The sequence below is a fragment of the Polynucleobacter sp. MWH-S4W17 genome (assembly GCF_018687535.1).
Lineage (GTDB): Bacteria > Pseudomonadota > Gammaproteobacteria > Burkholderiales > Burkholderiaceae > Polynucleobacter.
In genome coordinates, this window is the sequence record NZ_CP061295.1 from 1,603,229 (window position 1) to 1,628,162 (window position 24,934).

Consider the following 24,934-nt stretch of genomic DNA (forward strand, 5'->3'; position numbering starts at 1 on the left):
GACCCTAGAATCAATTATCTATAAATTCGATCATAAATATCAAATTTATTCATTAGACAAATAAACAACTGAGGTTCAAAATTGCTCTAGTTGTAGTAGTTACTAAAGAAATTGATTAACCAACACTAGGAGCACAGTATGTCCATTATTAATACCGCAGTTCAACCATTCAAAACCGAAGCTTTCCATAATGGTAAGTTTGTAACGGTTACTGACGAATCCCTCAAGGGCCACTGGTCAGTTCTGATTTTTATGCCAGCAGCATTTACTTTTAACTGCCCAACAGAAATTGAAGATGCAGCTGAGAACTATGCTGAATTCCAAAAAATGGGTGCTGAGGTTTATATCGTAACAACCGATACTCATTTCTCACACAAAGTTTGGCACGAGACTTCTCCTGCTGTTGGTAAAGCAAAGTTTCCGCTCGTTGGCGACCCAACACACACCTTGACAAACGCATTCGGTGTTCATATTCCTGAAGCCGGTTTGGCATTGCGTGGCACATTCATCATCAACCCAGAAGGCATCATCAAGACAGCAGAGATTCATTCAAATGAAATCGCTCGTGACGTTTCTGAAACTTTACGTAAGTTGAAAGCCGCTCAGTACACAGCAGCACACCCAGGCGAAGTATGCCCAGCTAAGTGGAAAGAAGGCGCAGCAACATTGACTCCATCTTTGGATCTCGTAGGCAAGATCTAAGTTAAATTAGTAATCAATAGACTCTCTTTAAGAGAGTCTATTGGAGAGGACCAGATCCTGCCCAATAGACTCACCTAAAAAAATACCCAAGGAAATCATCATGCTCGATACCAATATCAAATCTCAGTTAAAGGTATATTTTGAAAAGATTGTTAGCCCGATCGTTCTCGTAGCCAGCCTAGATGACAGCGACAGCTCTAAGCAGATGCTTGAGCTCTTAAATGAAGTAGCTGAGCAGTCTGACAAGATCAGCTTAAAAACTGACGGTAAGAGTGAGCATATTCCTAGCTTTACCGTTAGCAAGACTGATCAAGAAGCACGCATTACCTTTGCCGGCCTACCAATGGGTCACGAGATGACCTCTTTCATTTTGGCTATTTTGCAGGCCAGTGGCTATCCCGCCAAAGTAGAGCAAGAGGTGATTGATCGCATTACTAGATTGGATGACAAGCTTAGCTTTCAGACCTTCATCTCCTTGTCATGCCACAACTGTCCTGACGTTGTCCAGGCCCTGAACTTAATGGCAGCCCTCAATCCAAACGTTACCCATGAAATGGTTGACGGCGCCCTTTATCAAGGCTTGGTAGATCAATACCAAATCATGGCTGTACCAACTGTGATTCTCAATGGTGAAGTATTTGGTCAAGGCCGTATGAGCGTTGAAGAGATTGTTGCCAAGCTAGATACTTCAACACCCAAAGAAGAGGCTGCAAAGCTTTCTGCCAAAGAATCCTTTGATGTTTTAGTCATTGGCGGTGGGCCTGCCGGTGCTGCTGCTGCTATCTACGCGGCACGCAAAGGTATTCGCACCGGCATTGTGGCTGAACGTTTTGGCGGACAGGTCATGGACACTATGGGTATTGAAAACTTCATTTCTGTAAAAGAAACGGAAGGACCTAAATTAGTGCAAGCGCTCGAGCAACACGTGAAGAGCTATGAAGTCGACATCATGAACTTACAGCGCGCCAATGCTTTGCGCAAAACGAATCATGGTCTTGAAGTGGAATTAGCCAACGGTGCAGTTCTGAATAGCAAATCTGTGATCATCAGTACTGGTGCCCGCTGGAGAGAAATGAATGTTCCTGGCGAACAAGAATACCGCGGCAAAGGGGTTGCTTACTGCCCTCACTGTGATGGCCCTTTATTTAAAGGTAAGCGTGTAGCGGTGATTGGCGGCGGTAATTCCGGTGTTGAGGCTGCCATTGATTTAGCGGGTATCGTTAGTCACGTGACCTTAATTGAATTCGATAGTAAGTTGCGGGCTGATGCAGTATTGCAAAAGAAGATGGCTAGCATGCCAAACGTTACTGTCATTATGAGCGCACTCACCAAAGAAGTATTGGGTGCCAATGGCAAGGTCAATGGCTTGCGCTACCAAGATCGCACCAACAGCACTGAGAACAATATTGAACTGGAAGGTATCTTTGTACAAATCGGCTTGTTACCAAACACTGATTGGCTCAAAGGCACTATTGATCTTTCTAAGCACGGGGAAATTATCATCGACGCAAAAGGTGAAACTTCTTTGCCCGGAGTATTTGCAGCTGGAGACTGCACCACTGTTCCATACAAGCAAATCATTATTGCAATGGGCGAAGGTGCTAAAGCTTCTCTAGGAGCATTTGATTACCTCATTCGCTCATCGGTTACCGAGCCAGAAGAAGCGGTTGCTGCATAACTAATAATCAATTTGCAGCAAAACAAAGGGAGTCTTTCGACTCCCTTTCTCTTATTGAAGTAAATACCTCTTACTCTGATTGACCTGGTCTAGGTGTTTGCCATGGCCAGCGACCATCGATTTCTAATGTGAGTGACCAACTCAAAAAGCAACGAATTAAAACAATGGCGCCCAATACTGCCACACTTGTCAAGGTTGGGCTGATGGCTACAGTACGGATCACATCCCCCGCAACCAAGACTTCAAGACCAAGGATCAAAGAGCGAACGATCTGAATACGAAAAGTTTTATAGGCGATATCGGCCGTCTGCGTAATCAGGCCTTTTGCAAAACAGAAGAGGCCCCATAAAACACCGATGGATACTACGGCGACTCCAAGGGCATCCATCACATCACTGACATCGCGAATAATTTCAATTTGATTCATATTGCAGTCTTTTGAGATTGAATGCCTACATATTAGCTCGTTTAGCACTAGCACTCGTTATAAATTACACTGTCTCACTATTGCTAGATTAAATCCAAGGAAATCAGAATGAGCTTGATTGACAAATTACAGTGGCGCTATGCCACCAAGAAAATGGACTCCACAAAATCCGTCCCCCAGGAAAAAGTTGAGTTAATACTGGAGGCCATTCGTTTAACTGCCAGCTCTAGTGGATTGCAGCCGTATGAAGTATTTGTAATCACCAATAAAGCCATTCGCGAGAAGATTAATGCCATTTCATGGGACCAATCCCAAGTAGTGGATTCTTCTCACTTACTCGTTTTTGCCGCTTGGGATACCTATACGGCAGATCGAATCAATCAATCATTTGATATGACTGAGAAGCTGCGCAATTTCAAAAGCGAGGCTGGTGACATCTACCGCCAGAAGCTGCTTAGTGGTTACACCGCAAGAGATGCTGAAACTAATTACACCCATGCTGCAAAGCAAGCTTATATTGGACTTGGTACCGCCCTCATTGCGGCAGCGTACGAGCAGGTAGATTCGACACCAATGGAAGGCTTTGATGCTGCATCCCTCGATGAAATTCTCAATCTCAAAGCAAAAGGTTTGCGCAGTGTTGTCATGCTGCCGCTAGGCTATAGAAAGGCTGATGAGGACTGGTTACTTAACTTGAAAAAAGTCAGAAAGCCTAAGGAAGACTTTGTTACTTGGATTGAGTAATAAGTAGAAGGATAGAAAAAGTAAAAGCCACCCGAGGGTGGCTTTTTTCACAGCAAAATCAATTGAACAGTTAATTAAGCAGCTTTACGGCTTTTAGCAGCTGGCTTAGCAACAGCGTATTGACCTTGAATGTTTGCCAAAGCAGCATCAACACTCTTCTCAAAGTTAGCAAATGCGTCAGTTGCAGATGCGCGAACTTGGTCAAACTGTTGGAGTGAAGAATCAAATGCAGTTTTGAATGCAGAAACAAAAGCCTCGGAACCAGCAGGAGCTGTCTTAGTAGCCTCTTTAACAAACTTAACCAAATCAGCACGTGCGTCATTGATAGAAGCGTCAACTACTTGTGCAACCTCTTTGTTACCGTTACGAACTACTTGGTTTACTTTAGCTTGGTAAGCAGCAGCATATTTAGCGGCTTCTTGAGCAGCTTCTGGCTGAGCTAATTTAGCTAATTGCTGTGGATCCTTGATTGCCAACAATTGTGAGCTTGTATCTTGAGCAGCAACTAAAGCATCTTTAGCAGCAGCTTGGTTGATTTCAGCTAATTCTTGAGCGCTTTCAACAGCAACTTGTGCCAAATGTTTAGCAGTTTCGATTGCTTTAGCTTGTGCAGAAGCGAGTTGGTCGTTTAATTGAGTTTGGAACATGATTAATCCTTTATTTATTAAATGGGTTTTTTATTGCGATGCACCATTTTAAAATCGGTCTTTTGGAATTGCAAGATCTTTTTGTTGCAAAGCAACATTTATTTTAAAAACCTTCAATTTCAGGCTTTAAATGAGGTTTTTCAAGGACTTAACTCAGCCCTGAAATAGGGGAAAAGGCTAAAAATTAGGCCAAATCCCTCTAAAAATGACTGAAATTACCCGCCATTGAAAGCTACTTTACCCAGGTCGTAAAGTCCTCAGCACTTACCCTAGGGGTAATAAAGGTATTCACAATCTCGCTTTTATCGGCATAACCTAGTGCCATACCGCACACAAGCATCTCATTCTCTTGCGCACCAATACGAGGCAGGATGATCTTGGCATAGTCATTCCAAGCAGCTTGAGGGCAGGTATCCAAACCCTCACCTCTGGCAGCAACCATCATATTTTGCAGGAACATTCCATAGTCAAGCATCGAACCTCTGCCAAGCTCCTTGTCGATAGTGAAGAAGATGCAAACGGGAGCGCCAAATGCCTCAAAGTTTTTTCGATGCTGAGCATGCATCTTATCTTTATCGCCTTTAGTAATCCCTAATAAACCATACAAGCCCCAACCGTTTTCACGACGCCTGTCTATATAAGGACTAAGCCATTTAGTGGGGTAATAGTCATAAGCGGATTGATATTCTTTTGCCAAATCGGGATTGAGTGCAATGTCATCATAAGCAGTGCATACTTTTTTGCATAATTCATCAAGCGCCTTACCCTCTACAACATAGGCCTTCCAAGGTTGTGTATTAGTACCCGAGGGTGCACGCGCAGAAATATTGAGTAACTTGAGCACGGCCTCTTTGGAGACGGCATCTTTTGTAAACGCCCTTACCGACATACGCGAGGTAATTGCCTCGGCAGCAGTTAATGTCTTCATAAAGATTCCTTAGCTTTATTTAGGTTTAGCGCTACTAGCTCTTGCCTTATGTAGCTTCCGATAACTATCGATCAAACGATGATGCCTATCTAACCCCTCTAACCTCATGCTCGTTGGCGTTAAACCGTAGAAACGCACGCTACCATCGATTGAACCTAAAACGGCATCCATCCTAGCATCACCATACATACGACGGAAGTTCGATTCATAGTCTGACATCTCTAATTCATCATCTAGGTAAACTTCAAGGGCAGCATCTAGAGCTTGGTAAAACAATTTACGTTCTACTGTATTGTCGTTGTATTGAAGAAAGGTGCCCACTAACTCATGTGCTTCCTCAAATTGCTTTAGCGCAAGATGAATCAATAGCTTTAACTCCAAAACAGTAAGTTGGCCCCAAACGGTATTCTCATCAAACTCAATGCCAATTAATGTGGCGATGTCGCCATACTCATCTAGCTCGTTATTTTCCAAACGATCCAGAAGTGCAATTAAGCTAGCATCGTCTAGTTGGGATAAATTGAGAATATCCTTGCGGAACAGTAAAGACTTATTAGTGTTATCCCAAATCAAATCTTCAATTGGGTAGATCTCAGAGTAGCCGGGCACTAAGATTCGACAAGCTGTTGCGCCCAGCTGATCATAGACAGCTACATAAGCCTCCTTGCCAATCTGTTTCAGAATACCGAACAAAGTTTGGGCTTCTTTAATATTCGAATCCTCACCCTTGCTAGAGAAATCCCACTCTACAAATTCATAATCTGATTTGGCGCTGAAGAAACGCCAGGATACAATGCCGCTGGAATCAATAAAGTGTTCAACAAAGTTATTGGGCTCAGTCACCGCCTCGCTGGCAAAGGTAGGTGGGGGCAAATCATTCAGACCTTCTAAGCTGCGACCTTGCAATAACTCAGTCAAGCTTCTTTCTAGTGCAACCTCAAGGCTTGGATGTGCGCCAAATGAGGCAAAGACGCCACCTGTTCTTGGGTTCATTAAGGTAACGCACATCACTGGATAGATGCCACCCAGAGATGCATCTTTAACTAATACTGGGAAGCCCTGCTCCTCCAGGCTCTGAATGCCAGCCAGAATGCCGGGATACTTCGCGAGTACTTCTTGCGGTACATCCGGCAATGCAATTTCGCTTTCTAGAATTTCACGCTTTACTGCTCGCTCAAAAATCTCTGACAAGCACTGCACCTGGGCTTCGGCTAAGGTATTGCCAGCGCTCATCCCATTGCTGACGAATAGATTCTCAATCAGATTGGATGGAAAATACACAGTCTCGCCATCAGATTGCCGTATATAGGGCAATGAGCAGATACCACGCTCTACATTACCGGAATTGGTATCCACTAGATGCGAAGCCTTTAGCTCTCCATCTGGGTTATAAATGTTTTGAGAGTATTCATCCAAAATTTCAGTGGGCAATGCATCTTTCTTGCCAGGTTTAAACCAACGCTCATTGGGGTAATGCACAAACTCTGCATTAGCAATATCCTCACCCCAGTAAGCGCCGGCATAGAAATGGTTATTACTCAAGCGCTCGATATATTCGCCCAAAGCAGAAGCTAAAGCACTTTCTTTGGTTGCGCCCTTACCATTGGTAAAGCACATCGGGGAGTGCGCATCACGTATATGCAATGACCATACATTCGGAATCAGGTTGCGCCATGAAGCGATTTCGATCTTAATTCCTAGATTTGCCAAAAGACTCGACATATTGGCAATGGTTTGCTCCAGGGGTAGATCTTTACCCAGAATATGAGTACTAGTGCTAACGTCAGGCCTTAAGGTCAATAGACTTTGGGCATCAGCGTCAAGATTGGCAACTTGCTCGATAACAAAATCGGGGCCTTCCTGAACCACCTTCTTAACCGTACAACGCTCAATTGAGCGCAGAATACCTTGTCGATCAGTTGCTGAAATATCGGTCGGCAACTCAACTTGAATTTTAAAGATTTGTTTGTAGCGATTCTCTGGATCAACAATATTGTTTTGTGAGAGGCGAATATTCTCAGTAGAAATATTACGGGTTTCACAGTACAGCTTTACAAAGTAAGCTGCGCATAAAGCAGATGAGGCTAAGAAGTAATCAAAAGGTCCTGGTGCAGAACCATCACCCTTATATCGAATAGGCTGGTCAGCAATTACTGTGAAGTCATCGAACTTTGCTTCTAAACGAAGCTTATCGAGAAAGTTGACTTTAATTTCCATGGGGATGATTCCAAAATAGCGAAAAAAATGTTGTGAACACCATTATCCATCCCAACGCCATCTGCAGAATGTCTTAAAAGCTAAGTCAGCCACATTTGGCGATATATGCCATCCCGATCATGATCTTGGGTTTGCTTGGCAACATTAAAAGGTCTGCCTCCCCTGGGATCCGTGCCTTTGCCAGCAATATATAACCAGTTGCCTTGATTGCTATAAACATCATAGTCAATCAATTGATATTCAAACCAGGCACAACCCGCCTGCCAATCACCCCTCATGTCATAAATCCAATAGCTCGCCACAATTTGACGCATACGATTGGATAGATAGCCCGTTTTTTTCAATTCACGCATGCCAGCATCTATCAGTGATTCCCCAGTAGTACCAGATGACCATTTGATGAATTTTTCACTATCGAACTGGTTGCCAGGTAATTTACTTAAACCTTTGGAGTGATAGAGTCTTTTGTCATACTTGAAATGCAAAAACCGGAAGTAGTCTCTCCAGAGTAATTCAAACCAAAACCAGTAAGTTCCATCATTTGCTCCATGGCAAGATTCATAATCCGCTAATTGCTTTGCAATAGAACCCGCAGAGCAACAACCTTGCGCTAGCCATAGAGAGAATTTGCTGGAGTAATCTATACCAATCAGCTCATTACGTGTTTGCCTGTAGGTATCAGGAAGACGTCGCTCAAAATACTGCTGGATATGGGTATGAGCACTCCGCTCCCCGCCTCGAAACTTACTGCCACTAAATGTAGTGTTACTGTCAAATGCATTAATAGGGGGTATTTCGATAGCAGGTAATGAAGGAATGCTCTTGGGAGAATCAACAGGGGCAGAAAATCTTAAACCTCTCTTTTCAACTTGCTGACGAAATTGAGTAAAGACATCTGGCATCTCTTGCAATGGAAATGGTAAGGATTGAGCATCCAACATACTAGATTGCCATACTGGATTCACCCTAAAACCAGCACCACTTAATAGCGCCACTTGCTCCAACTCTTCAGGCGCTTGAATTTGCTCACAATAAATACCATCTGCTTGAGTCTGAGCTTTTAATTTCTCAAATACATGCAAGACATCACCGGTGACCTCATATAGGTCCGATCCCAGTTCTCGTAGCTGACTGCGCAATTCCTGAAGAGATTGATCCAAAAATACCCGACGATGCTCCCCTACCCTCGGAAATCCCCATGCAGTATCTTGCTCTAAGTTGGGCTGATGAATATAGACTGGTAGCAGATGATCTGCTGACTTACACGCCTGTAAAAATGATGGGTTATCCGCCAGGCGGAGATCATTTCTAAACCAATAGATTGCAGTTGTCATTTATCTACACCAATCCGAATCACTTGATTTCTATAGGCACCCGATAGCGCCTTTTTGACTATCTTATAGATGTCGAGATCAAACTCCACTTCACCCGACTGTGCCAACTCATAAAGCTCATCCTGATTAATGGCAGTGCCCAAATAGCACCATTTATCGACCACAATCATCTCGCCACCCTCTTTAATGGCAATGGCTCCAGAATATGGCCAAACCTGAACCTTAAAGAGGTCCATGGCTGTTTTTAACTGTAAATTATGTAAGGCGATAGGGGTAATGTTGATGCAGGTTCCACTGCATTGCTTTACTTGATAGCCAAAGCAAGATTTACCCTCAATACGCTTCTCCAAGCCAAGCAAGGCTTCGCATAAATGGTGTTTTTTTGCCAATGCCTTTAAATAAGCATGCGCCTCTCGCTTGCTATAGAACAAGCCGTATAAATTATCTTGCAAACCAGGAGCCAAATGATGATGAGTTACTAAAGAAGGTGTCAGAACACCACTAACATCCTCCTCTAAGCTCCAGGCACAAAGATCCTTTGATCTACGTAGCTTAATATTCAGAGAAGGCATACGCTCTTTTATCAATCTCGACTCAAGAATTAAAGCGCCTAACTCTCCACTCGTCTCGATCCAATCAATATCGCGAACCTGCAAAGAAAGTTTCATTTCTTTACGTTGCGTTAAAGCACCCTGAAAATGCCCCATCACCCTGCTCCGCAAGGAAATACTTTTGCCAACATAAAGAGGGGTCTTATTTTCTCCATAAAAGATATAGCAACCTGGGCCATCGGGTATGGAGTCAATTACACCCTGGTCTATGTTAGGGGGAAGACTAGCATTGCCAATGAGTTGGTTTATCGCCTCATTTAACTTTTCTTGCCCAAACTTTGACTCACACACACGCCAAAATTGAAGCAATAAATCAGCATCCCCTAGTGCACGATGTCTAGCACTTACCTTCAGTCCATGCGTACTAATGATGGTGTCGAGGTTATGACGTGGCTGATCTGGGAAAAGTAATCGAGATAGCTTTACGGTACATAAAACTTTAGGCTTAAAGTCAATGCCAACCCTCTTAAAAGAGGCCTTGATAAAACCATAATCAAAGCGAGCGTTATGAGCGACAAATATTTTTCCCTCAAGCTCTTTTTTTAAATCTTCAGCCAACTCAGGAAAACAAGGCCGCCCTTGGACCATTGATGGAGAAATGCCAGTCAGTCTTTGAATATTTTGTGGGATATAGGTTTGAGGATCAATCAACTTTTCCCACATCTGAACCTGATTACCCGCCAGGGTTTTAATTCCAATTTCAGTAATGCGGTCACGATCGAAATGAGACCCTGTGGTTTCAATATCTACAAAAGCTAAATCTGGGTAAGGGCTACGCTGACTGTTCACGCTATAAATGTTAATTCCATTTAGCTTGCAGATGAACCTCTATTCAGATAGTCAGCAAAACTAAAAATAGAGTTTGGCCCGCGAGGCACATCCTCAATTTTTTTAAAGCTTGTTTTAACAACCTTTTGAGTTTCGCCTTTTTTCTTTTTTTCGTAACTAGGGTTGGCTTGCTTTTCTATTAGCAAGTATGGCTTTCGCTCCGGCGCAGTTTGAACCTCACTAAAGCGTGGAATGTAATCTTTGATAGCGGAGGCTAGCGTCACATTAGAGATGCAGCTCATCATGTAGGTTTCAAGTGATTGATAGAGCTCTTTAGCAATATCCGATACCTCTACTTTTTTCTTCTTAATTAGGTTCATTGCTAGAACGATATCCTTGATGGTAATAATTCTAGGATCCTTTGAAAGCTGATACCCGCCTGCCCGACCTCTAACTGCAGTCACAAGACCCGACTCCCTTAGTGGACGCAGCAAAAGTTCGATACGACTGACTGATATATGCTGTCTTTTTGCTATCTCTGGAGCAGGGACAAGCTGCCCATTAGATGAATGGCTTGCAATATCTACGAGGGTATTTAGAGCTACCCTGACTGCTTTGGTGACTTCCATGGGAGTTTCTGCATAAAAGTTAGATTGAGGCTAGTATGAAACTGATCCGAAAAGTGTGCTGCAGCGCATTAATTAACCCTATCTAACTTATGGTTGAAATAACTAGACCCCAGCATCCCCTTACCCATCGGCTACTTCGCTTTCTAGCCTGCATTCTGGCCGGCGGATTCATTTCTCAAGCCATAAGCTGCCTAGCGGCTTATTTATCAATTAGTGATTCACAAGCTGCGGGTATGGTGGCGCACATAGTAGTTCAGCAACTTTCCTACTACTTTTTAGGATGTGCGTTCGCAATCTTAAGCATTGCCAACATTCTCATTAAAAGGGGTTCGTCTCCACTTAAGAATATCCGCCTACCTTTACTAATACTGATGATGGCAGTTGCAGTGGTAAGCTTTCTTCTCATACCGCGCATGGATTACTTGAGGGAAACAGCGCTAATGGATGGCATGCCGGTCATGCTCTCGCCGTTTGCCAACTACTTTCAGATATTGAATATCTTAGTGCTGATGCTGCTGTTAACGCAGATCATTGCCGGCATCCTGGTGGCATGGCGCCTGACTAAATCAGAATCAACCTAGATGCGCTCGAATCACAGCAATCAAGGGTATCTGCTGCTCTGGTCTTAGAAACTGACCCAGCTCTATACGTAAGCTTGATTGGCTTATGTGAAAGACCTTTGACCCTTCCGAGGGCATTTCAATTTTGGCCCACTGCGTATTCAGTTCATACACAGTCTCTTTGTAGCCAATGAATTTTTTGACCAAAAGACGTTTGCCATCAATCTCAATCGTTTCACAATCTAACGCATGTCTACAGTAGATTAGAAATCCGACTGTTACTGCAAAAAGCTCTAAGGCTGTAAAAATGGGAATGACCCATACTCCCGCTAAGAAGAACCCAGTTGCGACTGTCAGCGAGAGACAAACTAGAACAATATAGAATTTGAGGAGCTGCTTAGGAGTCAGCGCGCAGTTTCTGCGCATTTGCCAGCGCTTCATATTGATGTAGTTCTGGAAATAACTAGTGAGAGCCTATTGGCCTTTACTACGCTCTTGAGATTTAGCTAACTGGTCGGCGCTTCTTTGTTGAAAATCCACCATGGAGTGATACCCCATTTGATAACAAGGGCAATGCTTACCCAGAATCCAGCGAGCGAGTTTGATGCGTAGTTTTTGGACCATTTTTTACCTCTGATTGGTGAACATCAAATGTAAACGGAAAACGCATTTATTGCTGAGCGCAGATTAAAACTGGGGGGGATTTACCGCGAGATTCGCATCAGCAAAAATTATTCAAATCCATTAAATTGATTAGATGACTAATTTAGACTCCACCACTCGAAAAATACCGCTATTCCCACTAGGAACCGTACTGTTTCCAGACGGCGTAATTGCCCTCAAGATCTTTGAGGCACGCTACCTCGACATGATTAAGACATGCTTGCGTGAAAAAACAGAGTTTGGCGTTGTTAGCATCATGAAAGACCAGGACTCCAAAGGAGATTCGCCTCTTGTTTTTTCCCAAATCGGAACTCTAGCCCTAATTGAAGATTTTGACCCCATTCAACCCGCCTTATATATGACTAGGTCATCAGGAACGCAGCGCTTTAGACTTCTTCATAGCCAACAAGAATCTAATGGCCTGTGGATTGGTGAAGTTGAGCTTCTAGCGAATGATCCCGTTACCCCCATCCCTGAAGAACATCAAAAGGTCGTGAAATTATTGAATGAAATTATTTCAGTGATTCAGAGTGAAGATTTATTAGAGGAGTCCCCATTTAAGAAGCCCTTCAAGACCGATGACTGCGGCTGGGTATCAAATCGCCTTGCAGAACTGTTACCCATCTCCCTGGCCCAAAAGAACCATTTGCTAGCCCAAACCAACCCCAGAATCAGACTTGATCTGGTTACGGAAATTATCGAAGATGATGGCTTAAGCAATCTCATGCTGCACTAAATCCATGCTTGATGAGCTTATTCGTAAAACGATTCGTGAAATGGTGGGGGGCGGTGGACCACCGATTGCTTTTCTAACGCCAGCAGGCGATCGCGGCCTCTTTGGCCCGGAATCCATTGCCTGGAAAGTACATGCGGACTTTATTTCAATGATGATTGGCGGCATTAGCTCACTAATCATGCAAGCACTTCATCCTCAGGCCTTAGCAGGAGTTTGGGATCACTCCAGTTTTAGAGAGGATCTTAAAGGTAGGCTTGGTAGAACGGCTTTCTTCATTGCTGCCACTACTTATGGATCAACAGAGATGGCAGACAACATCATTAATAAGGTTAATCAGATTCATGCAAAGATTAATGGCTTTGATGAATTTGGAAAACCGTATTCGGCTACTGACCCGCATCTACTGGCTTGGGTTCATCTCACAGAAACACATAGCTTTATGCAGGCCTTCGAAGATTATCGAAAAGAGAAATTGAGTTCACAAGACAAAGATCAATACTTTGTTGAAATGAAATCGCTTGGCGAAAGAATGGGCGCTCATAATTTACCCATCACTTACGCCAAAACAGATATTGCGATTCAAAACTATATTCCTGAACTTTACTTTGGGGAGCGTGCAAAAAGTATCCTTGCTTTGCTCGAGAACTTTCCTGGCAAGCTTGCTGCAAAGCCGTTTATCAAACTGATGACTCGCGCTGGCTATCTGAATCTTCCGGATTGGGTCTACCCCTTTATCAAGAGGCCTACCCCTAGCCTGATTGAGCGTTTAGCAGTGAAAAAGAGTATCGATTTAATTGCAGTGCCCATTCGTGAGGCCCTTAAAGATGGGGTGGCTGCCCACTCACTCCGCAGAGTTTATGGATAATTTATTTAGAGAGACATCATGATCACTAATTACCTAATATCAGGCATGGTTGGCATCATGCTTTTCTTTACTGTCGTAGTAGCTCCGACTGTATTTAAGGTGCTCCCCGTTGAATGGTCCAGCAAGTACGTTCGGAACTTTTTTCCCAAGTACTATGCCTGCCTTGGCTTAATTACAACCGCCTGTATCTTCACGGCGCCCGACAGCGTCAGCAAGGCCTTACTAGCGATCTGCGCCCTACTCTTTGCCTTTACTTTGCTCTATTTGACTGGAAAGATTAACGAAGCCAAAGATCAAGGGCAAAGTCGTCGCTTTCATGTATTGCACGGCGCCAGCGTTGTCATCAACTTATTTCAGCTGATTACTTTTATTTATCTGTTAGTCCAACCATCATAAATAGATGGGGGCCTAAGATCCAGGCTTAAGCTTTTTTGGATCTGACTCTTCAGCCTTATCTTGCTTGATAGACCAATTCAAACTGGGGGCAGACATTTTTTCGCCATCCCAAACTTGCCCACACCAACATTCACCTGCATCATTAATGATGCATACGCCTGAGCCACAGCAACGCTTGTCTGGGGTCTTCATACATTAGCCTAATCAAGAAATTGAAATAAAGACTATTCTAGGGTTTTTATGAAAATAGCGCTTGATCTTGCAAGCAGTAAATGATGCAAAACCCTTTATTTGAAACCTCCCTCAGCGACCATGCCGTGAATATTTTGCCAAAGGATGGGGGTGCTCACTACCATCCCAAAGTCTTTACCGAACAGGATTGCATGGCATTAATGAGACAGCTTCAAGCCTCCCTTAAATGGGAGCCTGAACAACTCATGATGTTTGGAAAGCTGGTGACCACTCGGCGTAAAGTTGCTTGGGTTGCTGATCCTCTGTGCAGCTATACCTATTCTGGGGTAAAAAAGATTCCACAAGCCTGGACATCTGAGCTCGCCCTAATTAAAGAGAAGCTAGAGAAAGCATCACAAGCTAAGTTTAATTCTTGCCTACTGAATCTCTACCATGATGGAAATGATGGTATGGGCTGGCATAGTGACGATGAAAAAGAGCTTGACCCCTTATCACCCATTGCATCGCTAAGTCTTGGGGCGCAGCGCAAGTTTGCCTTTCGCCATAAAAAGGACAAAGAGACTATTTCTCTTTATTTAGAGAATGGTAGCGCCCTCATCATGCATCCACCAATTCAAGAGCATTGGCAGCACGCTTTACTGAAAACCAAAACTGCGTCAGATATTCGCATAAATTTAACGTTTAGAAAAATTAATCTTCATGCCACATGAGTCCAGACCCAAAGTCACGGTAGCTATTATTGGCGCAGGTATGGCAGGCCTTAGTTGCGCTGACAGATTGCAAACGCTAGGCTTTCAAGTCCAGGTTTATGAAAAGAGTCGCGGGCCAAGCGGTCGGATGAGCACTCGTCATGGTGAGGGTTGGTCAGCAGATCATGGGGCCCAATATTTCACAGCAAGAGATCCTGTGTTTATTGAGGCACTCAATACATGGATAAAGGCAGGTGTAGCTGCTGACTGGAATCCACGCTTATTTGTATATGAGGGTGAGCAATGGCGAGAGAGCCATTCCAGTGAGCGACGTTATGTGGGCGCTCCTGCCATGAACTCACCCGGTCAATATCAAGCTAAAACCATCTCACTTGAGATTAATCAGACTATCGATCAGATTTACCAGCAAGACGGTAAATGGTTTCTCCGTAGCCTAGAGAATGGCGATATTACCAAATCCTTTGATTGCTTGGTATTAGCAATTCCTGCGCCTCAGAGCTACGCTCTTACCAAATTAGTAGACCACTCCATTGAAACAATTTACTCTAGCGTAAATATGCAAGGCTGCTGGACGGTGATGGCACGGTTCTCAGAAAAAGTGGATATGCCATTTGATGCCGCCTTCATTAATGGTGAAATCATTAGCTGGATCTCTCGAAATAATTCCAAACCTGGACGTACTGGCCACGAGACCTGGACAATACATGCAAACCCCCAATGGAGTCAGCAATGGATTGAGCTAGATAAAGAGGAGGCTAGAAAGCTCATTCTAGAGTCCGCAAAAAAGCTTGGACTCAATTGCCAGAATGCTGAAATTTCTATCCATCGCTGGCGTTACGCAAGCGGAGCAATCAATACAGAAATGGGATTTATTCTGAATGAAACTAACAAGCTTAGCCTATGTGGCGATTGGCTTAATGGTGGCAGAGTTGAGGGAGCGTGGTTAAGTGGTTACAAATTAGCAAATGCAATGAATAATTTCGCAGAAACGAACCTATAAGGATCACACTATGTCGCGTAAGGCATCCATCGAATTACGAGATCTAAAACTACAAACTCAGATTGGCACATATAAAACTGGTGACATCATCCCTGATAATCATTTATTGGATCTCACGCTTTGGATTGACCCGAATCTCGTGTTGATTTCTGAGGATAAGATGAGCAAGGTCTTTGATTACGACCCTCTCGTACTTGAGATTACGAGGCTAGCTAGTGATGGTCATTATGAAACCCAGGAAAGACTGATGAGTAGAATCACTGAAGCCTGTGCTAGCTATTCACAAATTCAATCACTAGACATCAGCCTCAGAAAATCTCCCGTTCATAATAATTCGGGCTCGCTTGGCGTTAGACTAAGTCTTGATCAGGGAGCTTTATTACAATTAAGAAGCTAAATCTTATTTATTGATAAATTACCGTTGCAGTATTTATCAGCGATAGTAGGCGCCCTGCTTGCCATCATCACCATCCAAAAGATGCCCAGTTTTCACAAAGATAGTGCAGCCCTCTTTACTAAAAGGTTGATGCAAGCTCATATGAGGACTTCTGATCCATGAACCGGCGGGATATCGTCCATGCTCATCTTCAAATACCCCATCCACTACAAAGATTTCCTCACCACCGTAATGCTTATGGGGATTGAAATAGGTTTGCGGTGCCCAACGAACCAAAGTTGAACCACTACCTTGCTGCATCAGCGGCATCACATTTAACCCTGGCACCATACCTTGATACCAAGGGGCAGTTTTAGTGTCAATTACCTCTCTCGCGACCTGATCTGGGCCGAGATGTCGCAATTTCACAAAAAGCGTACAGCCAGTTTTACTGAAAGGCGCATGAGAAGACCCTGGGGGATTCATCAGATAAGTGCCAGCAGGATAGTCACCAGTCTCATCGCTAAACACCCCATCTAAAACCAAGATCTCCTCACCGAATTCATGAGTGTGGGTTTTAAATTGCGTTCCAGGTTGATAGCGCACAATAGAGGTTGCTTTTGCCACCTCATCCCCTATGCGGTCAAGCATGCGCCGCTCAACTCCTGGCTCAGGACTGGAGACCCAAGGCAAATCATGGTGGTTAATGACGACTCGTTGGCTGTAATCAGAATTGATATTCACTTGGTACATCTCGCATGTTCAAACATACCGAAGCATAACAAGCAAATAGAGTATCTGCTTAAGAAACTAAGGCAGGAGCGTACGCTCAGAACCATTCTGAGATAAAGTCTTTGATAGACTAAATTGATTTAACGCCCTTAAAAAAACTGTATGAGCCTACTTCCCAATCTATTTAATGCCCTCATCATTGGGGCCTCGGGCACTATTGGATCGCATTTTGTGAGACTCCTAGAAAGCAATCCATCTTGCTCCAAAGTGATCGGTATACATCGTAATTCTCCCAATGCTATTGACTACCATCATCCAGAGACTATTGAGGCTTGTGCAAACAGTCTGGCTGAGTCAGGACCATTTCAATTAATCATCAATACAATTGGAGCGCTGCACTCGGAACAATGGATGCCAGAAAAGAAATTGGATGATTTGAATCCGGCCCAATTAACGGAAATGTTCAACACCAACACTATTGGTCCAGCATTAACAATTAAGTACTTCTCTAAACTCTTGGACCCAAAACATAGCGTGATGGCGACACTATCTGCCAAGGTTGGCAGTATTGAAGATAATCGACTAGGTGGTTGGTATAGCTACAGAGCCTCAAAAGCCGCACTCAATATGATTATCAAAACAGCATCAATCGAGTTCACAAGAACTAAGCCCAATACTGCGTTGATTGCCCTTCATCCTGGCACCGTCAAATCTGGACTGTCACAACCTTTTCGTGGTCAGCAAATCGGCAAGGATCCTCTAGAGGCTGTAACTGATATGTTCAATGTCCTTGCGAACGTAAATAAGGAAGATTCAGGGAGCTTTCTAACATACTCAGGTGAAAAGCTGCCTTGGTAAAAAATATATAGGCTTACGTGGAATAAACCTTATGAAAAAAAAGATCAAAATAGATTATGTATCGGATGTTGCTTGCCCATGGTGTGCTGTAGGCCTAGGAAATCTCAATCAGGCAATCTCGCAATTAAGCGATAAAGTGAATTTTGAAGTGCACTTTCAACCCTTTGAACTCAATCCAAATATGCCCTTAGGTGGTCAAGATGCGATTGAACATCTTACTGAAAAGTATGGTTTAACTGCTGCACAGGTCAAAGCCAACCAATCCAACATTCGAATCAAAGCCTCAGAAGCTGGATTTGAGTTTCATCCGGAAGGTCGCAAGCGGGTTTACAACACATTTGATGCGCATCGTCTTTTGCATTGGGCGGGCATAGAGTTTGGGCTTGAGAAGCAAACGATTCTAAAAACAGAATTGTTAAACACTTACTTTTGCTTAGCAGTTAATTTGGATGATCAGAAAAATTTATTAGATGCAGTAAGTCGATCTGGTCTCGATATATATAGAGCTCAAGAGATGCTCAAAAACGGTGAATTTACTAAAGAAGTTCGTGAGGCAGAGGCTTTTTATATAAATGCCGGCATAAGCTCCGTGCCCTCAATCATTCTTAACGATCAATATCTTTTGCAAGGGGCCCTACCTTCCGAGTCCTTCATAAATGCATTTGAACAGTTAATCACCAAAGCAGCTTTAGCAAAAACATAATTGATGTTCATCTATATCTCTAATCGGGTTAGCGAACCTCCAGATTCTTATACCCACAGGCATAAATCATGGCAATGGATTCGCTTCATACGCATCTTTACTATCTACCCTAGAATCACCTAGTACATTACATTTAAACCTAGGCAAACTCGGATTTATTGACTTGAAATTACGTATTGAAATCGTAACGCCCGCACCCCCTGGCACCCTTCACGGAAACCGTATTACTGCTTTACGGTGGCATCAATTCTTGTCGCACCTCAATTACCAAAGCGCTATTACAGAGCAATGGTCTAAAAAGCCATGTGATGTTCTGATTGCACTACATGGACTACGAAGTCATGACTCTATTCAAAGGTATAAAAAAGCCTATCCCAATTATCCAGTCATATTAATCATGACTGGAACGGACATCTACCGAGACCTAAAAAACTCCACTAAAGTTATCAAGTCAATGGAGATGGCTGATGCGATTGTGGTTCTTCAACCAGATGCCATTCAATCCTTACCTAAGAAATTTCATCATAAAGTCCAAGTGATTTACCAGTCAGTAAAAGGCATCACTAGAAAGCCGCCACCAAAACGTCATTTTTTAGCCAGCATCATTGGCCATCTGCGGTCTGAAAAAGATCCCTTTTGTGCTGCGCAATGTCTGTCCCACTTGCCTTCAAACAGCAAGATTCAGCTAGTGCAACTCGGTAAGGCAATGAGTCCGGAATTTAAAAAGCAAGCACTCTCTACTGAAAAAAACGTTATGCGTTATCGATGGTTAGGTCAACTGAGTCACTCTAAAACACTGCAGTGGCTCTCTCGCTCACACGTGATGATCATCTCCAGCATTATGGAAGGTGGCGCCCATGTGGTGTCTGAAGCTATTGCTATTGGCATCCCAGTAATTGCATCAGACATTCCAGGTAATCGAGGCTTACTGGGAGATGCCTACCCCGCCTACTATCCAGTAGGCGATAAAGTTGCTTTAAGCAAACTACTAACCAAGGCTGAAACCAATCCAGCCTTTTATGAAAAATTGTGCAGGGCGATTGCCTTGCGACAGAAGATCACCAAATCAGAATTAGAGCAAAAATCGATTCAAAAGCTCATTAAAAGCCTGATTAAATAATCAATCAGGCCCTATGCTGTCGCATAAGCTACCAAAAAGTAGCAATTTGGATCAGTCCAGGAGTGTACGGCTTTAAAACCGGCGCTCATTAAAAGAGATTCAAATTTTTCTTGCGTGTACTTATAGCTATTTTCAGTATGAATAAGCACACCGCTATCAAAACGCCTTTCGCCACCGGGGAACGAAACCAATTGATCCCGAGTAGATCGAAGATACATTTCGATTCGAGTAAGTTGCTCATTAAAAATTGCGTAGTGCTCCCAATTTTCTAAATTGAAATCCGTTTCAACCAGCCGGTTCAGGTGTAAAAGGATGTTTTTATTAAAAGCCGCAGTAATTCCAAGGGCATCGTTATAAGCTCGAGATAGAACTTCGCGATCCTTAACCAAATCAACCCCGATCAATAAACCCCCATCACCTTGGCAAACTTTCACAATATTTTTGAATAGTCCCAGCGCAGCATCTGGGTCAAAATTTCCAATGGAAGAGCCTGGATAAAAAAAGGTTTTCTTTCGACCCACCAAATCAGGAAACGCCATTTCTTCCTGTAAATCACAGGTTTGTGCCTGCATCTGAATTCGTGGAAATTCTTTTTGCAAGCCTGAGATAGCCCGCTCTAAAAATTCTTTTGAGATATCTAGCGCCCGATATTCTTTGGGTAATAGGGTGTCAAATAATGCGCTACCCTTTTCACAATTACCAGCCCCTAAGTCCAACAAAACATCGCACTTTCCAATCGTCAAAGCCATTGCTTCGCCGTATTGCACCATGATTTGTTTTTCAGTTCGGGTTGGGTAATACTCCTCCAAAAAAGTAATTGCCTCAAATAAGTGCGAACCAATTTCATCATAGAAAAACTTTGGAGATATCGATGACTGCTCTCGTGAAAGACCAGCAATAATTTCATCAGTTAATTTTTGATCAGGTAAATTGTCTTGACTCACTTCAATATTCCTTTTTCATGTTACCTAATTTAGCCAAGACTGTGCATTTGCACTCTACGAAGCTTGTTGCTAATCATGTCTACAGCTATAACTAAGATAAGCATCGCTATGATCACTGTTGAGGCTTGCTGCTCATGTAATAAAGAGAGTTCGTAGTACAGAATTTGTCCAAGACCCCCTGCACCAACAAATCCTAATATCGTGGCCATACGTATATTCATTTCCCAACGATAAAGACTATAAGAGAGCAGTTGAGAATAGATCCCTGGTAAAGCCCCATAAATAAATGCTTGAGCATTACTTGCCCCAGCCAACCTCAGAGCTTGCGTTGCATTGGGAGAGTGATTTTCCAGGGTCTCGCCAAATAAACGCCCCAGCACTCCTGTGGTGTGCAAGGCGAGCGCTAGGGTTCCAGCAAATGGTCCTAAACCTACTGCCAGTACCATTAATACCGCCCAAACAAGCTCTGGCACCGAGCGCAAAAAATTTAAGAAAAAACGGGTTGCTACTTTTGCGCTACGACCAAACTGTCCAGCTGCTGGTAGCGCCAGAAAAAGGCTCGCAATTGCCGCTAATAAAGTGGCCAAGGCAGAAATGGCCAAGGTCTGCAATACACCACTCCACACCTTCTGTAAAAAAGATGGTGAGAGATCTGGTGGAAAAAAGCGTCCTGTATAAATAACAACATCACTCATAGCTTGTTTAGTAAACAAAGCCAGAGGATTGAATGAAAGATAAACAAAGCTCACCACAATAAAAAGCGCAATCAGCACAAGCGTAATGAGACACTTTAGACAAAATTCGCGAGCAGGATAGTGGTTCATGCGAGTTGCCGACGAATGATGAGACTGATGTAGTCAGCGAGTAAAACAAGCAGCAAAAATACGATGAGAATGGTAGATACTTCACCACCGTTGAGCATCTTCATTGACTGGTCCATAAGCTGTCCTAAGCCACCAGCACCTACAAAGCCCATGACAACCGAGGCCCTAACCGCGCATTCCCAGCGATAGATTGTGTAAGAGGCTAGCTCTTGTGAGGCGCCTGGCAATAACCCATATAAAAATGCATTGATACGGCCGCTACCTAACATTATTAGCGCTTTAGCAGGTAGGGTGTTTTCAGTCTCTAAGATTTCGGAATACACTTTTGCGAGCATGCCACCATAGGTAATAGCAATTGCTAGCACGCCTGCGATTGGGCCCAAACCAAACACTCTCACCAACAGCAAGGCCCATACAATTTCTGGAATACCTCTGAGTAATAACATCAGCATTCGGGCAAGATATCTACCGAGTTTCGCAATGCGATGACCAGAAGCAGGACCAATACGTGAAATCGATAGGCTATAAGTGATGATGAGGCCCAGTGGAATTGCCATCAGCATTGCCAGAGCAATGCCTGCAGTTGCCATGGCTAAAGTCTCTAAAGTGGCCTTAAACACTAGCGCTAAAAATGATGCCTGAAGATTGGGTGGGAAAAACTGAATTAAGAAGTTAGTAAAAACTTTGAGGTTGCTAGCTTCAAATAATGCAAATACATCAAACTGTGCCAATTGCATCATTGGCCATAAGATCGTTAATGCAATACACGTCACCACAAAACGCCTGAGCGCATCTGGATCCCTAAAATAGACCACTCTTTTCATGGTTATGGATTCGGACTGCCTTGTTTTGGCAGAATACCGCGTTCAGATGCATATAACTGTTGAAGCAAGCTCTCACTCACATCGGATGCTGGCAAGTCAAAAAAGATCTCCCCATCCTTCAGCCCAACAACTCTTGGGAACCACCGTAAAGCAATGTCTACTGCATGAAGGCTGGCCACAAAGCAAGCATCCCTGGTGCGAGCATTCTCTAAAAGGCGCTGAATCGTTAAATCAGAAAGAACAGGGTCCATTGCAGATACTGGCTCATCAGCCAGCAATAAATAAGGCTTCTGGTACAGCACGCGCGCGACACCCACTCTTTGCAATTGACCTCCAGACAGGCGGTCACAACGATCAAAGAGGCGGTCGGCGAGATCGAGTTTTTGCAGACATAACTGCGGACCCGCGATATCTACCGGATAGATTAATGACAGAAGAGATTTCCAGAGTGGCCACTGACCAAGACGACCAGCTAAGACGGTGGTAATCACTCTTTGTCTTGGTGGGATCGGAGCTGCTTGATGAACTAAGCCTATTTGAGAGCGTAAACGGCGTAATTGCCCTTTTGAAATCGCCCATGGATCAATGCCCAATACCGATATCGATCCAATACTAGGGCGCAGTGAAGTCGCTATCAAATTAAGCAAGCTCGTTTTGCCAGAGCCAGATGATCCAATAATCGCAATTGATTCACCAGCTGAGGCGCTAATGTTGATATTTTTTAGCGCCTCTTTGCCATTGCTATGACTAAAACTAACTTGCTTAAATGCAAATGCTATTTTTTTCACTTAATCAAACCAGCACCAATTGCAGCCTTTTCAATTTCATCGTAGTTGGATGATTTAGTAGGAATATATTTGCTAGCCCTCTGAAGATCCATTAATTCTTTTTGAGCAGGATCATTGGCATTCAGCTTTAAAAAAGCATCGCTAATTTTTTTAGTTACCGCTGCATCCAAACCACCTCGTACGGTCCAGTTGTAATCATGGTACGGAGGCGTTGTATACAGAACTTTTACTTTTTCGGTATTAGGATTTTTAGCATCAGACAATTTATCCCAAACAGATGCATTTAAAGCGCCAGCATCTGCTTTACCGCTAGCAACAAATGCGACTGTTGCGTCATGGGCTCCAGAAAAAGCAATACTCTTAAAGTCTTTATCTGGGTTAATGCCTGCCTTCATTAGGTAAAAACGCGGCATTAAATGGCCTGAAGTAGATGATGGTGAACCAAAAGCAAAGGTCTTGCCCTTTAAATCTGTCAAAGTCTTTGCCGAGCTAGCCTCAGGAATAATAAATTTACTCGTAAATTTTTCATCTTCAAGACGCTGAATGATCGGCTTGACGGCGCCATTCGTACGAATTTTTGCTTGAATATAAGTAAAACCGCCTAACCATGCCATATCGATTTTATTTGTTGCCAGCGCCTCAACAACTGCAGCGTAGTCTGTCACGGGCGTAAATTCGACTTTCATGCCCGTCTCTTTAGAAAGATATTCGCCTAAAGGAAGAAATTTTCTTTGTAACTCAGTTGGTGATTCATCCGGAATCGCGGAGACACGTAAGACGGCTTGCGCCTGAGCTGGAAGCGTGAACATGCTAAAGCAAAGCGTTGCTAAAACAAGGCCGAGTGACACTTTCAAAGTGTTTAGTTTCATATTGTTTGGATACTTTCTATTGAATTAAAGAAGTAGAGCTTAGGCTACAGAAACGCCTGAGCCCTGTACAAATTGACCTATTTTTTGAGCTTGGCTAAATCCATCTGCTCTGAGTATTTCTAATACCTGCTCGGTTGCTTCTGGACTGCAAGAGATTAATAAACCGCCACTTGTTTGAGGATCAGACAAGAGGTTTTGCTGCCACTCATTCAAATGAGAGGCCATCTGTATTTCATGACCATAACCCAGCCAGTTACGTGGTGATGCGCCAGTAAAGATACCTTCTTTTACCAGCTTGACCGCCTCAGAAACTACTGGAATAGAGTCCCACTGAATCTGAGCTGAAAGCTTTGCTCCACGGCACAGTTCCAATAAGTGCCCTGCTAAGCCAAACCCTGTCACATCCGTAAGCGCATGCACGCTATCGAGTTGGGATAGCGCGACGCCAGGTTTATTCAGCTTAGTCGTTAAGGCAATCATCTCCTGATAGGCAGAGTCAGAAAGCTGCTCTTTTTTCAGCGCAGCAGAAAGAATGCCTACACCCAAGGGCTTGCTAAGGATGATGCTATCCCCTAACTTTGCACCACTATTACGCTTTAGTTTTTTAGGGTCTACTACGCCAATGGCAACCAAGCCATAAATCGGCTCTACAGTATCAATCGAGTGACCACCGGCAATCATAATCCCAGCCTCTGCACACACCGACTCACCGCCAGCAGTGATTTGCTGAATGACCTCCAAAGGAAGGACATTGATTGGCATGCCCAATAGCGCTAGGGCAAAAAGAGGTTGGGCACCCATAGCGTAAATATCTGAAATAGCATTCGTAGCTGCAATTCGCCCAAACTGATAGGGGTCATCGACAATCGGCATAAAGAAATCTGTGGTCGCCACGATCGCTTGATGTTCGTTGATTTGATAAACAGCGGCATCTTCATTGTTATCAGAGCCTGCCAGCAGTGCAGCAGGCATCTGGCGAATAGGGGAAGATTTCAGAATATCGCTCAAAACACCTGGAGCAATTTTGCAACCACAGCCCCCGCCGTGAGAGAGGGAGGTAAGACGACCGTTATATGTCATGTTGAAGAA

General features: G+C 43.6%; 30 protein-coding genes. 13 read left to right on the forward strand and 17 right to left on the reverse strand.

Going from position 1 to position 24,934, the window contains the following annotated elements:
• Positions 1–138 precede the first annotated feature (138 nt).
• On the forward strand, positions 139–702 hold the full coding sequence (gene ahpC, locus C2755_RS08025) for an alkyl hydroperoxide reductase subunit C (RefSeq protein WP_072584055.1): 564 nt from the start codon (positions 139–141) through the stop codon (positions 700–702).
• Positions 703–802: 100 nt separating this feature from the next.
• Complete coding sequence (gene ahpF / locus C2755_RS08030; RefSeq protein ID WP_215320721.1) at positions 803–2,380, forward strand: alkyl hydroperoxide reductase subunit F; 1,578 nt, start codon at positions 803–805, stop codon at positions 2,378–2,380.
• Between the two features lie 70 nt (positions 2,381–2,450).
• On the opposite strand, the gene C2755_RS08035 is transcribed toward ahpF, so the two are convergent.
• Positions 2,451–2,807: a DUF1622 domain-containing protein gene (locus tag C2755_RS08035; RefSeq protein WP_215320723.1), complete on the reverse strand. Its 357-nt coding sequence runs from the start codon at positions 2,805–2,807 to the stop codon at positions 2,451–2,453.
• 108 nt (positions 2,808–2,915) lie between these two features.
• Between C2755_RS08035 and C2755_RS08040 the strand changes: the two genes are divergently transcribed.
• Entirely contained in the window at positions 2,916–3,551 is a 636-nt protein-coding gene (locus C2755_RS08040; protein WP_215320725.1) for an NAD(P)H-dependent oxidoreductase, read from the forward strand.
• Positions 3,552–3,625: 74 nt separating this feature from the next.
• Here the strand turns inward: C2755_RS08040 and C2755_RS08045 are convergent, their stop codons facing one another.
• The 6 genes from C2755_RS08045 to C2755_RS08070 form a co-directional block, all read right to left on the reverse strand.
• A complete protein-coding gene (locus C2755_RS08045; RefSeq protein ID WP_215320727.1) occupies positions 3,626–4,198 on the reverse strand; it encodes a phasin family protein in 573 nt (190 codons plus the stop codon).
• 232 nt (positions 4,199–4,430) lie between these two features.
• Positions 4,431–5,126 carry a nitroreductase gene (locus C2755_RS08050; RefSeq protein ID WP_215320729.1) on the reverse strand — a complete coding sequence of 232 codons (696 nt, stop codon included), beginning with the start codon at positions 5,124–5,126 and terminating at the stop codon, positions 4,431–4,433.
• 15 nt (positions 5,127–5,141) lie between these two features.
• Positions 5,142–7,343 (reverse strand): OsmC domain/YcaO domain-containing protein, encoded by a 2,202-nt coding sequence (locus C2755_RS08055; RefSeq protein ID WP_215320731.1) that lies wholly within the window; start codon positions 7,341–7,343, stop codon positions 5,142–5,144.
• Positions 7,344–7,423: 80 nt separating this feature from the next.
• On the reverse strand, positions 7,424–8,677 hold the full coding sequence (locus C2755_RS08060; protein ID WP_215320733.1) for a DASH family cryptochrome: 1,254 nt from the start codon (positions 8,675–8,677) through the stop codon (positions 7,424–7,426).
• The gene (locus tag C2755_RS08065) at positions 8,674–10,077 is read right to left on the reverse strand and encodes an exonuclease domain-containing protein (RefSeq protein ID WP_215320735.1); all 1,404 of its coding nucleotides are present in this window, start codon (positions 10,075–10,077) and stop codon (positions 8,674–8,676) included. Before C2755_RS08065 ends, C2755_RS08060 begins: the two co-directional genes overlap by 4 nt.
• A 20-nt stretch (positions 10,078–10,097) precedes the next feature.
• Complete coding sequence (locus C2755_RS08070; RefSeq protein ID WP_215320737.1) at positions 10,098–10,685, reverse strand: Rrf2 family transcriptional regulator; 588 nt, start codon at positions 10,683–10,685, stop codon at positions 10,098–10,100.
• 89 nt (positions 10,686–10,774) lie between these two features.
• Between C2755_RS08070 and C2755_RS08075 the strand changes: the two genes are divergently transcribed.
• Positions 10,775–11,266: a DUF4149 domain-containing protein gene (locus tag C2755_RS08075; RefSeq protein WP_215320738.1), complete on the forward strand. Its 492-nt coding sequence runs from the start codon at positions 10,775–10,777 to the stop codon at positions 11,264–11,266.
• Here C2755_RS08075 and C2755_RS08080 read toward each other — a convergent pair.
• Both C2755_RS08080 and C2755_RS08085 read right to left on the reverse strand, forming a co-directional pair.
• A complete protein-coding gene (locus tag C2755_RS08080; RefSeq protein ID WP_215320740.1) occupies positions 11,258–11,686 on the reverse strand; it encodes a DUF2244 domain-containing protein in 429 nt (142 codons plus the stop codon). The genes C2755_RS08075 and C2755_RS08080 overlap by 9 nt on opposite strands.
• Before the next feature lie 33 nt (positions 11,687–11,719).
• Complete coding sequence (locus C2755_RS08085) at positions 11,720–11,869, reverse strand: hypothetical protein (RefSeq protein WP_215320741.1); 150 nt, start codon at positions 11,867–11,869, stop codon at positions 11,720–11,722.
• Between the two features lie 133 nt (positions 11,870–12,002).
• Between C2755_RS08085 and C2755_RS08090 the strand changes: the two genes are divergently transcribed.
• Genes C2755_RS08090 through C2755_RS08100 form a run of 3 tightly spaced genes read left to right on the forward strand, consistent with a single transcriptional unit; the run spans position 12,003 to position 13,905 of the window.
• Positions 12,003–12,644, forward strand: a complete 642-nt coding sequence (locus C2755_RS08090; protein ID WP_215320743.1) for an LON peptidase substrate-binding domain-containing protein — start codon at positions 12,003–12,005, stop codon at positions 12,642–12,644.
• A 4-nt stretch (positions 12,645–12,648) separates the two neighbouring features.
• The gene (locus C2755_RS08095) at positions 12,649–13,509 is read left to right on the forward strand and encodes an oxygenase MpaB family protein (RefSeq protein WP_215320744.1); all 861 of its coding nucleotides are present in this window, start codon (positions 12,649–12,651) and stop codon (positions 13,507–13,509) included.
• Between the two features lie 18 nt (positions 13,510–13,527).
• Complete coding sequence (locus C2755_RS08100; protein WP_215320746.1) at positions 13,528–13,905, forward strand: DUF4149 domain-containing protein; 378 nt, start codon at positions 13,528–13,530, stop codon at positions 13,903–13,905.
• Between the two features lie 12 nt (positions 13,906–13,917).
• On the opposite strand, the gene C2755_RS08105 is transcribed toward C2755_RS08100, so the two are convergent.
• Entirely contained in the window at positions 13,918–14,097 is a 180-nt protein-coding gene (locus C2755_RS08105) for a hypothetical protein (protein WP_215320747.1), read from the reverse strand.
• Positions 14,098–14,177: 80 nt separating this feature from the next.
• Here C2755_RS08105 and C2755_RS08110 point away from each other — a divergent pair, with 80 nt between their 5' ends.
• Genes C2755_RS08110 through C2755_RS08120 form a run of 3 tightly spaced genes read left to right on the forward strand, consistent with a single transcriptional unit; the run spans position 14,178 to position 16,204 of the window.
• Complete coding sequence (locus C2755_RS08110) at positions 14,178–14,807, forward strand: alpha-ketoglutarate-dependent dioxygenase AlkB (RefSeq protein ID WP_215320749.1); 630 nt, start codon at positions 14,178–14,180, stop codon at positions 14,805–14,807.
• Complete coding sequence (locus C2755_RS08115; RefSeq protein WP_215320750.1) at positions 14,797–15,807, forward strand: NAD(P)/FAD-dependent oxidoreductase; 1,011 nt, start codon at positions 14,797–14,799, stop codon at positions 15,805–15,807. The genes C2755_RS08110 and C2755_RS08115 overlap by 11 nt, the downstream gene beginning before the upstream one ends.
• A 10-nt stretch (positions 15,808–15,817) precedes the next feature.
• Positions 15,818–16,204, forward strand: coding sequence for a dihydroneopterin aldolase (locus tag C2755_RS08120; RefSeq protein WP_215320752.1), 387 nt, complete (start codon positions 15,818–15,820; stop codon positions 16,202–16,204).
• A gap of 36 nt (positions 16,205–16,240) precedes the next feature.
• Here C2755_RS08120 and C2755_RS08125 read toward each other — a convergent pair whose 3' ends face one another.
• The gene (locus tag C2755_RS08125) at positions 16,241–16,936 is read right to left on the reverse strand and encodes a cupin domain-containing protein (protein WP_215320753.1); all 696 of its coding nucleotides are present in this window, start codon (positions 16,934–16,936) and stop codon (positions 16,241–16,243) included.
• Positions 16,937–17,077: 141 nt separating this feature from the next.
• Between C2755_RS08125 and C2755_RS08130 the strand changes: the two genes are divergently transcribed.
• From C2755_RS08130 to senB, 3 genes are all read left to right on the forward strand, one after another.
• Complete coding sequence (locus tag C2755_RS08130) at positions 17,078–17,773, forward strand: SDR family NAD(P)-dependent oxidoreductase (protein WP_215320755.1); 696 nt, start codon at positions 17,078–17,080, stop codon at positions 17,771–17,773.
• A gap of 31 nt (positions 17,774–17,804) precedes the next feature.
• The gene (locus C2755_RS08135) at positions 17,805–18,476 is read left to right on the forward strand and encodes a DsbA family oxidoreductase (RefSeq protein WP_215320756.1); all 672 of its coding nucleotides are present in this window, start codon (positions 17,805–17,807) and stop codon (positions 18,474–18,476) included.
• Between the two features lie 163 nt (positions 18,477–18,639).
• A complete protein-coding gene (gene senB / locus C2755_RS08140) occupies positions 18,640–19,596 on the forward strand; it encodes a selenoneine biosynthesis selenosugar synthase SenB (protein ID WP_215320758.1) in 957 nt (318 codons plus the stop codon).
• An 11-nt stretch (positions 19,597–19,607) separates the two neighbouring features.
• On the opposite strand, the gene egtD is transcribed toward senB, so the two are convergent.
• From egtD to selD, 6 genes are read right to left on the reverse strand one after another with little or no spacing between them, the layout of a single operon-like run.
• The gene (gene egtD / locus C2755_RS08145; RefSeq protein ID WP_251368458.1) at positions 19,608–20,540 is read right to left on the reverse strand and encodes an L-histidine N(alpha)-methyltransferase; all 933 of its coding nucleotides are present in this window, start codon (positions 20,538–20,540) and stop codon (positions 19,608–19,610) included.
• A gap of 29 nt (positions 20,541–20,569) precedes the next feature.
• Positions 20,570–21,364 (reverse strand): phosphonate ABC transporter, permease protein PhnE, encoded by a 795-nt coding sequence (gene phnE / locus C2755_RS08150; protein ID WP_215320760.1) that lies wholly within the window; start codon positions 21,362–21,364, stop codon positions 20,570–20,572.
• Positions 21,361–22,188 (reverse strand): ABC transporter permease, encoded by an 828-nt coding sequence (locus C2755_RS08155; RefSeq protein WP_215320762.1) that lies wholly within the window; start codon positions 22,186–22,188, stop codon positions 21,361–21,363. The genes phnE and C2755_RS08155 overlap by 4 nt, the downstream gene beginning before the upstream one ends.
• A 2-nt stretch (positions 22,189–22,190) precedes the next feature.
• The gene (locus C2755_RS08160; protein ID WP_251368459.1) at positions 22,191–22,976 is read right to left on the reverse strand and encodes a phosphonate ABC transporter ATP-binding protein; all 786 of its coding nucleotides are present in this window, start codon (positions 22,974–22,976) and stop codon (positions 22,191–22,193) included.
• Positions 22,973–23,845: a putative selenate ABC transporter substrate-binding protein gene (locus C2755_RS08165; RefSeq protein WP_215320764.1), complete on the reverse strand. Its 873-nt coding sequence runs from the start codon at positions 23,843–23,845 to the stop codon at positions 22,973–22,975. The genes C2755_RS08160 and C2755_RS08165 overlap by 4 nt, the downstream gene beginning before the upstream one ends.
• 39 nt (positions 23,846–23,884) lie before the next feature.
• The gene (gene selD, locus C2755_RS08170) at positions 23,885–24,925 is read right to left on the reverse strand and encodes a selenide, water dikinase SelD (protein ID WP_215320766.1); all 1,041 of its coding nucleotides are present in this window, start codon (positions 24,923–24,925) and stop codon (positions 23,885–23,887) included.
• Between the last annotated feature and the right edge of the window lie 9 nt (positions 24,926–24,934).

Coding starts and splice junctions, on each gene's coding strand:
- ahpC (WP_072584055.1), top strand. CDS start 139: ATGTCCATTATTAATACCGCAGTTCAACCATTCAAAACCGAAGCTTTC.
- ahpF (WP_215320721.1), top strand. CDS start 803: ATGCTCGATACCAATATCAAATCTCAGTTAAAGGTATATTTTGAAAAG.
- C2755_RS08035 (WP_215320723.1), bottom strand. CDS start 2,807: ATGAATCAAATTGAAATTATTCGCGATGTCAGTGATGTGATGGATGCC.
- C2755_RS08040 (WP_215320725.1), top strand. CDS start 2,916: ATGAGCTTGATTGACAAATTACAGTGGCGCTATGCCACCAAGAAAATG.
- C2755_RS08045 (WP_215320727.1), bottom strand. CDS start 4,198: ATGTTCCAAACTCAATTAAACGACCAACTCGCTTCTGCACAAGCTAAA.
- C2755_RS08050 (WP_215320729.1), bottom strand. CDS start 5,126: ATGAAGACATTAACTGCTGCCGAGGCAATTACCTCGCGTATGTCGGTA.
- C2755_RS08055 (WP_215320731.1), bottom strand. CDS start 7,343: ATGGAAATTAAAGTCAACTTTCTCGATAAGCTTCGTTTAGAAGCAAAG.
- C2755_RS08060 (WP_215320733.1), bottom strand. CDS start 8,677: ATGACAACTGCAATCTATTGGTTTAGAAATGATCTCCGCCTGGCGGAT.
- C2755_RS08070 (WP_215320737.1), bottom strand. CDS start 10,685: ATGGAAGTCACCAAAGCAGTCAGGGTAGCTCTAAATACCCTCGTAGAT.
- C2755_RS08075 (WP_215320738.1), top strand. CDS start 10,775: ATGGTTGAAATAACTAGACCCCAGCATCCCCTTACCCATCGGCTACTT.
- C2755_RS08080 (WP_215320740.1), bottom strand. CDS start 11,686: ATGAAGCGCTGGCAAATGCGCAGAAACTGCGCGCTGACTCCTAAGCAG.
- C2755_RS08085 (WP_215320741.1), bottom strand. CDS start 11,869: ATGGTCCAAAAACTACGCATCAAACTCGCTCGCTGGATTCTGGGTAAG.
- C2755_RS08090 (WP_215320743.1), top strand. CDS start 12,003: ATGACTAATTTAGACTCCACCACTCGAAAAATACCGCTATTCCCACTA.
- C2755_RS08095 (WP_215320744.1), top strand. CDS start 12,649: ATGCTTGATGAGCTTATTCGTAAAACGATTCGTGAAATGGTGGGGGGC.
- C2755_RS08100 (WP_215320746.1), top strand. CDS start 13,528: ATGATCACTAATTACCTAATATCAGGCATGGTTGGCATCATGCTTTTC.
- C2755_RS08105 (WP_215320747.1), bottom strand. CDS start 14,097: ATGAAGACCCCAGACAAGCGTTGCTGTGGCTCAGGCGTATGCATCATT.
- C2755_RS08110 (WP_215320749.1), top strand. CDS start 14,178: ATGATGCAAAACCCTTTATTTGAAACCTCCCTCAGCGACCATGCCGTG.
- C2755_RS08115 (WP_215320750.1), top strand. CDS start 14,797: ATGCCACATGAGTCCAGACCCAAAGTCACGGTAGCTATTATTGGCGCA.
- C2755_RS08120 (WP_215320752.1), top strand. CDS start 15,818: ATGTCGCGTAAGGCATCCATCGAATTACGAGATCTAAAACTACAAACT.
- C2755_RS08125 (WP_215320753.1), bottom strand. CDS start 16,936: ATGTACCAAGTGAATATCAATTCTGATTACAGCCAACGAGTCGTCATT.
- C2755_RS08130 (WP_215320755.1), top strand. CDS start 17,078: ATGAGCCTACTTCCCAATCTATTTAATGCCCTCATCATTGGGGCCTCG.
- C2755_RS08135 (WP_215320756.1), top strand. CDS start 17,805: ATGAAAAAAAAGATCAAAATAGATTATGTATCGGATGTTGCTTGCCCA.
- phnE (WP_215320760.1), bottom strand. CDS start 21,364: ATGAACCACTATCCTGCTCGCGAATTTTGTCTAAAGTGTCTCATTACG.
- C2755_RS08155 (WP_215320762.1), bottom strand. CDS start 22,188: ATGAAAAGAGTGGTCTATTTTAGGGATCCAGATGCGCTCAGGCGTTTT.
- C2755_RS08165 (WP_215320764.1), bottom strand. CDS start 23,845: ATGAAACTAAACACTTTGAAAGTGTCACTCGGCCTTGTTTTAGCAACG.
- selD (WP_215320766.1), bottom strand. CDS start 24,925: ATGACATATAACGGTCGTCTTACCTCCCTCTCTCACGGCGGGGGCTGT.